The organism is Pseudarthrobacter oxydans (assembly GCF_013314975.1).
Taxonomy (GTDB): Bacteria; Actinomycetota; Actinomycetes; order Actinomycetales; family Micrococcaceae; genus Arthrobacter; species Arthrobacter oxydans.
Genome location: NZ_JABTYH010000011.1, coordinates 116,684 through 126,555 on the forward strand (window position 1 = coordinate 116,684; position 9,872 = coordinate 126,555).

Annotated in this window: 10 protein-coding genes; 2 read left to right on the forward strand and 8 right to left on the reverse strand. The window is 63.6% G+C overall.

Features of this window, described 5'->3' with window-relative positions:
* Positions 1–570 carry a hypothetical protein gene (locus HTS88_RS09745; RefSeq protein WP_174177817.1) on the forward strand — a complete coding sequence of 190 codons (570 nt, stop codon included), beginning with the start codon at positions 1–3 and terminating at the stop codon, positions 568–570.
* 58 nt (positions 571–628) lie between these two features.
* Here the strand turns inward: HTS88_RS09745 and HTS88_RS09750 are convergent, their stop codons facing one another.
* From HTS88_RS09750 to HTS88_RS09785, 8 genes are all read right to left on the reverse strand, one after another.
* Positions 629–2,722, reverse strand: a complete 2,094-nt coding sequence (locus HTS88_RS09750; protein ID WP_174177818.1) for an Ig-like domain-containing protein — start codon at positions 2,720–2,722, stop codon at positions 629–631.
* A 222-nt stretch (positions 2,723–2,944) separates the two neighbouring features.
* Entirely contained in the window at positions 2,945–3,571 is a 627-nt protein-coding gene (locus HTS88_RS09755) for an FMN reductase (RefSeq protein ID WP_174177840.1), read from the reverse strand.
* An 84-nt stretch (positions 3,572–3,655) separates the two neighbouring features.
* Positions 3,656–4,513 carry a PhzF family phenazine biosynthesis protein gene (locus tag HTS88_RS09760; RefSeq protein ID WP_310113091.1) on the reverse strand — a complete coding sequence of 286 codons (858 nt, stop codon included), beginning with the start codon at positions 4,511–4,513 and terminating at the stop codon, positions 3,656–3,658.
* A gap of 72 nt (positions 4,514–4,585) precedes the next feature.
* Positions 4,586–5,038, reverse strand: coding sequence for a 50S ribosomal protein L9 (gene rplI / locus HTS88_RS09765; RefSeq protein WP_104186774.1), 453 nt, complete (start codon positions 5,036–5,038; stop codon positions 4,586–4,588).
* 17 nt (positions 5,039–5,055) lie between these two features.
* Positions 5,056–5,295, reverse strand: coding sequence for a 30S ribosomal protein S18 (gene rpsR, locus HTS88_RS09770; RefSeq protein ID WP_003800144.1), 240 nt, complete (start codon positions 5,293–5,295; stop codon positions 5,056–5,058).
* Between the two features lie 127 nt (positions 5,296–5,422).
* Positions 5,423–6,013 carry a single-stranded DNA-binding protein gene (locus HTS88_RS09775; protein WP_066272611.1) on the reverse strand — a complete coding sequence of 197 codons (591 nt, stop codon included), beginning with the start codon at positions 6,011–6,013 and terminating at the stop codon, positions 5,423–5,425.
* Between the two features lie 71 nt (positions 6,014–6,084).
* Positions 6,085–6,390 (reverse strand): 30S ribosomal protein S6, encoded by a 306-nt coding sequence (rpsF, locus tag HTS88_RS09780; RefSeq protein ID WP_050683795.1) that lies wholly within the window; start codon positions 6,388–6,390, stop codon positions 6,085–6,087.
* A gap of 321 nt (positions 6,391–6,711) precedes the next feature.
* Positions 6,712–8,133 carry an amino acid permease gene (locus tag HTS88_RS09785; protein WP_174177820.1) on the reverse strand — a complete coding sequence of 474 codons (1,422 nt, stop codon included), beginning with the start codon at positions 8,131–8,133 and terminating at the stop codon, positions 6,712–6,714.
* Positions 8,134–8,534: 401 nt separating this feature from the next.
* Between HTS88_RS09785 and HTS88_RS09790 the strand changes: the two genes are divergently transcribed.
* The coding region (locus HTS88_RS09790) for a hypothetical protein (protein WP_174177822.1) at positions 8,535–9,872 on the forward strand (1,338 nt) is incomplete at its 3' end.

The following is a 9,872-nucleotide window of genomic DNA, read 5'->3' on the forward strand; positions in this document are numbered from 1 at the left end:
ATGGAATCGCTTGTGGTCCCTGTCCTCATCCTCCTGGCCGTGGCTGCCGGAGTCACGTTGGCGGCCCGCGCCATCAGCAGGCGGAAGGCCTCCGCGGGCGCCCAGCCGCAGGCACCCGCAGCCACCGCGGCCGACCTGGCCCGCACAGCGTCTGCCAAACTTTCCGAGGACGAACACCGGCGGCTCTACGCCCTGATCGCACAGGGCCAGGCCATGGCCGCCATCAAGCTGTACTACGAAGCCACCGGCGACGGACTGCGCGCCTCACGCGATGCCGTTGGAGCGCTGGCAGCGCACCCGCAACCATACCGGGGCGCGGAGGCGTCCCCTGCCGAGACTGAAGACGACGATGACGAGCCGCAGCGGTTCCCCTACCGCTACCGGGCCATTGCCAGCAAGGGTGACGTGACCCGCGAGGTCAGCAGCAACATGCTTAACGACGAAATCTATGGCCGGATCCGCACCCTCGCCCGCAACGGCGACACGGAGGCTGCCGCCTCGGCGCTCACGCGGCACTCCGATATTTCCATGAAGCAGGCCCGGGAGTTCATCGAACTGCTGGACGACTAAGGCCTTCCGGGCAGTTCATCCAGCCTTGGTCGGGCAGACGCCTTCTCGTGCTGCACGGCTACCTCAGCGTCAGGACGAGCTTGGGTGCGGCCGCGCTGCCGGCCTCCTTGGAGCTGAGGTCCAGGCCGTCGCTGCTGCCGGTATCCAGGCCCAGCGAAAGCTGCTGGCCGAGCTCACCGGCCAGGCCTGCCAGCGTGAGCGGAACGTTGTAGCTGGTGTTGGCCGTCGTCGGGCCGAATGTCGCGATGCTGCTCCCCAGCGCGGGGCGGTTGGTGTACGTGATCCCGCCCTCCGTCCAGGTGTCATCGGCCACCAGCTTGACGCTCTGCATACCTTTGGACCCGCTCCCGGCGCTGCGCAGCTGCAGTGTCGCGCTCTCCAGGGTGCGGCCCGCGTACGCCGACAGGTCGAACTTCAGGTAGGTGACCTCCACTGGGCTCTTGTCCACTCCCAGCAGGGTACTTGACCCGTAGTTCGTCGCCGTCGATGTTCCCGCCACGTAACTGTCCGCCGTGGCCGTGAGCGTGACGGTTTCCGGTGTGCCGCCGCCACCCGCCGAGGCCGTCGTGAACGTCCACGTCTTGTCCGAGGCCAGCGCGTTCCCGGCGGCATCCTTGACCCCGGTGGACCCGCCCTCGATCGTGGCCGTGTACACGGTGCCGGCCGCCAGGTCCGAACCAGGGTTCAGCGTCGCGACGTTGCCTGCGCTGTTGAGGGTCACCGAGGCTGCCACCGCCCCCGTCCCGGACTCCAAGGTAAATGTGCCCGACCCAACGGTCGACGTATCCATCGCCTCGGAGAACGTGGCAGTCACGTCCGCGGACACCGCCACGCCGGTGGCACCATCAGCGGGGGATGTGCCCGTCACCACCGGAGCGGTTGTATCGCCACCACCGCTGCCGCCACTGGGATCATAAAAGTGCCAGTACCGGCTGGTGGCGTTCACATCCGCGAGCAGCAGCAGGCCGCTGCTGGCTGTGCCCCGCGCCAAGCTGTTGAGGTTCTGCTTCGTCGACGTCACGTTGTGGACATACTGGTCGGCGTCGACGATCCGGGCAGTCTTGGCGGTGCTGAAGCTGATGTTGGCCAGCGGCGTGGACTTCTCGTAGATCGCACCGCCTGAACTGGTGCAGACGCCGGCGTTCGTGGTGCCGCTTGGCTTCGGATAGGTGGCGAAGGTCCGCAACATTTGGGTGCTCTCGTCGATCAGGACGATCACCCGGTTGGGGCACTCGGCCACAGTCGCGATCGTATTAGCCGACCATGTGGTTCCGTTCAACGCCAAGAGCTGGATCAGCGGCTGGGCTGCCGAGGTGAACGACGTCTTGATGGCGGCGAAGACCCGGCCGCCCGAGGAGTCAAGCCATTTCAGGTTCATATGGTCGTCACCGCTGCGCTGTCCCGAGACAGCAGCCTCTGGCGCAGTCCAGTCGGTATTCGAGGCGCCATCCACGTGGTAGCTCCAGTACATGCCGTCGGAGGAATCATCGACCTGCCGGCTCCACATCACGCCTATCCTGCCGGGGCCGAACGCGATCACCGCGGACGAGTCGTCGACAGACACGTTGCTCAGCGCCGCGGGATGCGGGAAGGGTGTCCCCCAGGTCGCGCCGTCCGTGCCCGTGACATTGAGGTAGATACGGTTTCCCTGCTGCCAGGTGGCCCACACGCGGCCGGTCGAATCCTTGTCGATTGACAGGGTCTCAACGCGATAGTTGTTGATGTTTGTAGCGCTCTGCAGCGAGTACGTCTTTGTACTTGGATCGTAGCTGAACCGCCGCATCGTCGACGGGAAATTGGGCTCAGCCGGCAAACCGTCGTTGACAAACCGGTAGCTCGCCACAAAGAGCGTTGTCCCGTCCCACAGCACGTCATGATGGGTGTTCGCCCGGGTATCCGTTGCCACTCCGGTATCAACCCACGCGCTCGTGGCGGCATTGAACCGGAAGATATGGAAATCCGAACTGGCCGTGTCCCAGAGGTTCCCCCACCAGAGGCCATCGTTGAACCACAACGCACTTGTCGCCCGCTTGGTGCCCGTCGGCGTTCCCGTACCCGAGTGGGACGGGCCCTCGACCCCCACGTCACCCTCGGCCGCCGACGCCCCCACCGGAACCACCACAGCACCGAGGGCAAGCATCAGCGCGGCCATCAGTGCAGTGAGCCATGGGGTGCGTGGCCGGGGGGGTCGCGCATCATCGGGGCAAGCACCTCCCCGGCTGACAGCATGAAAACGCCGACCTCTGACATGTCCGCCCATGTGCGCTCCCCGGAGTTGAACATCGGTCCCCACGCTCGTTCAGTGTCAACCGTGCAAACGTTAATTGCAACCCCTAATTCGAAAGGGACATTGCCTCATGCGGGGCGGCGGGCGTCACCCGTTTCCGGAGATGCCGGCCAGCAGCTGCTCGAAAGGGAGGGACTCCATCGGAGCGGGCTTCCGGCCCGGCTGGGGCCCCTCGAGGAGCCGCGTAAACTCCCCTGCCGCCCGGTCGATGCGGTCCGAAAGTGAAGAGCCGCCGTCGTCCGTGGTGCCCCAGTCCTGCGGACCCGCAAAGACGCCCGTGGCAACAATCCTGGTGCGCAGGTAGCTGAACAGCGGGCGCAGGGCGTAATCCAGGACCATCTGGTGGCGGTCCGTGCCGCCGGTAGCGCCCAGCAGGACGGCCTTGTCGTCCAGTGACTTGGGGTCAAGGACGTCGATAAAGGATTTGAACAGGCCGCTGTAGGACGCGCTGAACACCGGCGTCACCGCGATGATCCCGTCCGAGGCTTCCACGCCTGCTATCACCTCGGCCAGCCGGGGTGCGGCGTAACCAGTGACGAAATTATTGGCGATGTCCACGGCCAGGTCGCGGAGCTCGACGACGTCCATCCGCACGCTGAGGCCGGCGCCGGTCAGGTGCCGCTCGGCTGCGGCGGCCAGCTGGTCTGCCAGCAGCCTGCTCGACGACGGTACGCCGAGTCCGGCGGAAAGGACTGTGATGCGGCGGGTCTCCATGGCATTCTCCTGTTGCTCGATCATTCCAGCATATATGCATATGCATCTACATGGTGAACAGCAGGAGGCAACGGGGTATTCCCGCTAGAGAAGCACTGACCCCCGGATGCAGGTGGTGGAGTGTCCACCCACCCAAATGCCGCCGTCGTCCGCTTTGATATGGACGCGGCCTGCGCGGCCCAGGGCTGTCCCCTGGGCCGCCACGTACTCACGCGGAGCCCTGTTGCTGCCGATCAGCCACTGCGCCGCACCCGCATTAAAACTGCCGGTGACAGGATCCTCCACCATGGCGTCGCCCGGGATGAACGTGCGGACTTCGAAGTCTGCGCCGCCATCCGCCCGCCCCGGACCGATAATCCCGATCTTGAGATTGCCCAGGGCCGCGAGGTCAGGCCTCACAGCCCTGACATGCTCCGCGGAACCCAGCAGCACACCGATCCACTCCGGACCATTCACCAGCCATGACGCATCCACCACATCGGTTTCAGGCAGGCGGAGCCCCGCAGCGATCCGGCTCCGGATGGCCCCGTCCACCGGACCACAACGGGTCAAGGGGGGAGCTACGAAGGCGAGTCCCCCGTCGTCGCGCTTGACGCGGACCAGCCCCGCACCGCACTCCTGGACCACGAAGTCCTCCGATTGCGGCGTTCCCCCACACTCAAGCCACGTGTGGGCAGACCCCAGCGTGGGGTGGCCGGCGAAGGGGAATTCCTCACTTCCGGTAAAGATCCGCACCCGGTAGTCCGCACGCGGATCGGTGGGGGGCAACAGGAACGTGGTCTCCGCCAGGTTGGTCCAGTTGGCGAACTGCTGCATCCGCTCCGGCGTCAGCCCCTCTGCGTCAACGACGACGGCGAGCGGGTTTCCGCGGTAGGCCTCGCTGGAGAAGACGTCGACCTGGTGGAACGGGCGGCTGCGGGCTGGAATTTCGGTGCTGTTCACCGTACGAAGCTATCAAGCAAAAGACCCCCGCCGCCGGAATCCGGCAGCGGGGGTCTTTCCAGCAGTCAGGGACTACTTGCCAGCCACGACATCGAGTTCGATGACAGCGGCAACATCCTCGTGCAGACGGACGTTGGCCTGGTAGGAACCTACCGACTTGATGTGCACGGGCAGTTCAACCTTGCGCTTGTCGATGCTGCCGAGGCCGGCGGCCTCGACGGCGTCAGCGACGTCGCCCTGCTTGACGGTGCCGAACAGGCGTCCGGTTTCGCCGGCCTTGACGACGAGCTTGACCGGCTTGGAGGACAGTGCAGCAGCCTGCTTCTGAGCATCTTCCAGGGAAGCGTGCTCGCGGGCAGCACGGGCAGCCTTGATGGACTCAACCTGCTTTTCGCCACCCTTCGACCAGGTCAGGGCGAAGTTGCGCGGCAGCAGGTAGTTACGTGCGTAACCGTCCTTGACCTCGACAACGTCGCCAGCAGCACCGAGACCGGTTACTTCGTGGGTCAGAATGAGCTTTGCCATGTTAGTTATTCCCTTCCTTAGCCGCGGCCAGCGCCGGAGTAAGGCAGCAGAGCAACTTCGCGGGCGTTCTTGATTGCCTGGGCGATCTTGCGCTGTTCCTGCACCGTGACGCCAGTGACGCGACGGGCGCGGATCTTTCCGCGGTCGGAGATGAACTTGCGCAGCAATGCTACGTCCTTGTAGTCGATGACAGTGATGTCAGCGGCCTTCAAGGGGTTGGACTTTGGTTTGGGCTTACGGAGTTCAGCCTTAGCCATCGTGGAGCTCCTATTCTAGGGAGCCCGTGGATGTTGATCCACGGGATGGTGGTGGTCCGACGGCGGCAGTCACCTCGGTGCCTGGAGGCACTTTCGGCTGTCCCGGCGTCGGGCCTTAATGGGGTGTTTAGAAGGGAGGTTCGGAATCGGGGCCGTTGCCCCAGCCGCCTGCGTTGGAGACGCCGGGCGTTGCCCAGGGGTCGTCCTGCGCAGCCTGCTGGTTGCCGCCGCCCCAGCCTCCACCGGAGTTGCCGCCCTGGTTTCCACCAGAGTTGCCGCCTCCGAAGCCGCCGCCGCTGTTGCCGCCGCCGAAGCCACCCTGGGCGCCGCTTCCGGCACCCCCAGCGCCGGAGCGCTGGGTGCGGTTGACCTTTGCATTGGCGTAGCGCAGGCTGGGGCCGATTTCGTCGACCTCAAGCTCGATAACGGTGCGCTTTTCGCCTTCTTTTGTTTCGTAGGAACGGCTCTTCAGGCGGCCGGTCACAATCACACGCATGCCCTTGGTCAGGGACTCGGCGACGTTCTCGGCTGCTTCACGCCAGACAGCGGCGCGGAGGAACAGGGTTTCCCCGTCCTTCCACTCGTTGGACTGGCGATCAAAGGTACGCGGGGTGGAAGCGATGGTGAAGTTCGCTACTGCTGAACCGGACGGTGTGAACCGCAATTCCGGATCATTGGTGAGATTACCGATGACCGTAATGGTGGTCTCGCCTGCCATCTACTGCCTCCTTGTTGATCCTGGGTGAAGGGTGCGTTCCTGCGGTAAAGAATGAAGAATCGGTGCTGAAATTACTCAGCAACAACCTTCTGCTCTTCGGGGCGGGTGATCTTGGTGCGCATGATGGTCTCGTTAAGAGACAGCTGGCGGTCAAGTTCCTTGGCGGTGTCCGGCTTGGCGGTGAAGTTCACCACGGCGTAGATACCTTCAGACTTCTTCTTGATGTCGTAAGCCAGACGGCGACGGCCCCAGATGTCAACCTTTTCGATGGTTCCACCATCGTTGGTGATGACGTTCAGGAACTTCTGAAGCGACGGCTCAACGGTACGCTCTTCGACCTCGGGGTCGATGATTACCATCAATTCGTAAGGACGCATATGTGAACCCACCTCCTTTGGGCTAAGCGGTTACGGCATTTCCGTAACAGGAGGTTCATTTGCGATGCCATGCAAGGCCCCGCCGCCGGAAGGGAGGCAGGACGCAGCACAGACTTCAATATCTTAGTGCATCTGGACCGGATAGGCGATTCGCGCTTGACTCAAGGTTATGGCCGTGCTGGCGAAGGTTGCAGCATCCACGGCTCCTATGTGGAAAACGTGCAGCCGGCATCCTTCCTGCATAAAGAAACCGCCCGCACCGGCGAGCCAGGTGCGGCTGCGGGTGCGGGCGGTTCAATGCCAGGCGGACAAGCAAAGAAATTACGACGCCGAAGTGGACTCCACTGCCGGCTCGCGGGTTGGGCGATCCCGCAGATCCCCGCCACCCGGACGCGTACCGGACTTGCGGTAGCGCCACACGCCGACGGACACCACAACAGCCGCCAGGGCCACCGACAGCAGCAGGGACTCCCGGGTGGATTCCAGGATGACCATACCGATCAGCAGTGCCACGATGCTGACGATGGAAAGCCACGTCAGGTAGGGGAAGAGCCACATCTTCAGCTCCAGATCCTTGCCTGCGGCACCCATGCGCTTGCGGAGGATCAGTTGGGAGGACGCGATGACCAGCCACACGAACAGGGCGATGGCACCTGAGGTGTTGACCAGGAAGAGGAATACCGTGTCGGGTGCAATGTAGTTCAGGCCTACCGTCACGAAACCCACCACGGTGGAGGCGAGCACGGCAGCGGCCGGGACGCCCCGCGGGGAGATTCTGGTCCAGGCGGCCGGAGCGTCTCCCCGCTTGGACAGCGAGAAGAGCATGCGGCTGGCGGTGTACAGGCCGGAGTTGAGGCAGGACAGGACGGACGTGAGGACCACGATGTCCATGATGGTGCCGGCTCCCGGGATTCCGAACAGTTCAATGACTGCAACGTAGGGGCTCTTGGCAACGCTGGCGTCATTCCAGGGCAACAGGGTGACAACGATGGCGATGGATCCGATGTAGAAGACCAGGATGCGCCAGACGGTGGACTTGACGGCCTTCTTGACGGCGTCCACCGGGTTCTCCGATTCACCTGCGGCGATGGTGGCGATCTCCGCACCGAAGAAGGAGAAGACCACCACCAGGATGCCGGCCAGCACAGCGCCCGGTCCGTTCGGAAGGAACCCGCCGTTGTCGATCAGGTTGCTGAGCCCCGGAGCCGGGACGCCGGGGACGAACCCCAGGATGGCGGCGGCGCCGAACAGCAGGAAAAGCACGATTGCGGCGACCTTGATGGAAGCGAACCAGAACTCGAATTCACCGTAGGACTTAACGGATCCAAGGTTGGTCAGCGTCAGCAGGACCATCAGGATGAGCGCCCAGATCCACTGGTCGATCCCGGGTACCCAGCGGTGCATAATGGCCGCGCCGGCCGTTGCTTCGATGCCCAGCACGATGATCCAGAACCAGGCGTACAGCCATCCGATGCTGAAGCCGGCCCAGCGGCCCAGCGCTTTGTCGGCGTAGGTGGAAAACGAGCCCGTCTCCGGGTTGGCCGCGGCCATTTCACCGAGCATGCGCATCACCAGGATCACCACGACGCCGGCGGCCATGTAGGCGAGCAGGATCCCCGGTCCCGCCTGCTGGATGGCGGCGCCGGAGCCGACAAACAGGCCGGCGCCAATGACGCCCGCAATCGCGATCATGGACAGGTGCCGCGGCTTAAGCGACTTGGCTAATTGCTGGTCAGCGGGCATGGGAGCGCCGTCCTTCGTGGGTATGCAGATGGTATTGGCAGGCAGGGGCTTGCCGGCAAGATTGAGGACCGCTCCGCTCAGTGGGGCCGGTCACACCTTTCTCTCACTGTAAATGGCGCGGAGAAGTGGATGCGCTGTGCATCGGCACAGCCTTGGGCCACCCAATTTTGGCCATGGCCCAAGTGCGAGTACGCATAGGAATCAGAAGAAGCCCCCCAGGCAACAAGGAAACACGAAGGAAATAGTCCCCCAGCCCCGTATCCCCTAGTGACTTTCCGCACGGTTTCCCCCATTGCCCCCGGCAATTTTGGAGGTCTACATTGGCTTCCACCCGCACTCAAGCGGGACGCCAGAGCAGCGGTACGCCGTCGAGGACTATCTGCGCCACCAAGGACCTGAATATGCACACAGCAAAAGTTCGCCATCCCGTTCCGCAAGCCCTGGTCTTGGCCGTTGCCCTTGTCCTGGGCCTTATGGCGGCTGGCGGCACAGCCCAGGCGGCAGAGAATTACGGCTACCAGAGCATCAGTTACTCGGGGGTGGCCAACACGCCGACCTCCGACAAGCCGCAGAGCAAGCTGTGGTGGAACGACGGATCCTGGTGGGCCCAGATGTGGACCACGGGAACCGGCTGGCAAATCTATCGGCTCGACAGGGCAACCAAGACGTGGGTGAGCACCGGGGTTACCAACGACACCAGGAGCAGCACGCTGTCCGACACGTTGTGGGACGGCAACAAACTGTACATCGCCTCCCATGTGGCGACCATTTCCGGGGACTCCGGCTCAAAGGCGTCACTCACAGGCCAGCCTGCCAAGCTGTACCGATACAGCTACGCTGCCGGCAAATACACGCTGGACTCCGGTTTTCCCAGCAACATCAATAACAACAGCAGCGAGTCCATGACCATCGACAAGGACACTACAGGTGCTGTGTGGGCCACATGGACGCAGGTGTCGGGGAGCTCAACCTCCGGGTTCACCAGCAGCGTCTATGTCAATTCATTGAACCCGGGCACATCCACTTGGGGGACACCGTTTGTCCTGCCGGTCGCCGATCCGAACCCGGCACCGGATGACATCTCGGCCATCGTCGCCTTTGGAAGCAACAAGATCGGTGTGATGTGGAGCGATGCTCCCGCTGGAACCGTGTACTGGGCCACCCGCACGGATGGAACCTCTCCTTCCGCAGCATCGTCGTGGAAAGTGCAGCCCGCGGTACAGGGCAAAGGCCAGGCCGACGATCATTTGAATATCAAGGCACTCCTGGCTGATCCTTCAGGGCGCGTGTACGCGGCGGTGAAGACGAGCCTGGATTCTTCGACTGACAAGACGCTTCCGCAATTGCAGCTGTTGGTCTTCCGGCCGGGAACCGGCTCCTTCACGCGATCCACCATCGCCACTCTTGCCGATTGCGTGACCCGTCCCCAGATCCTGCTGGATACAACCAACAACGTGGTGCGGGCCTTCCACACTGCACCATCCACGTCGGCCTCGGGATGCGCATATTCAGGAGTCCCCGGCAGTATCTACGAGAAGACTGCATCCATGGACAACCCCGTTTTCGGCAGCGGCCGCGGCACCCCGGTGATCCAGGACGGGGCATCTGCGAACATCAACGACGTCACCACCACCAAGCAGGGCGTCAACGCCACCACGGGCGTCGTGGTGATGGCCAGCAACAAGGCCACCCAGCGCTACTGGTTCTCGGACCGGTCGCTTGGAACGGCCCCTCCGCCG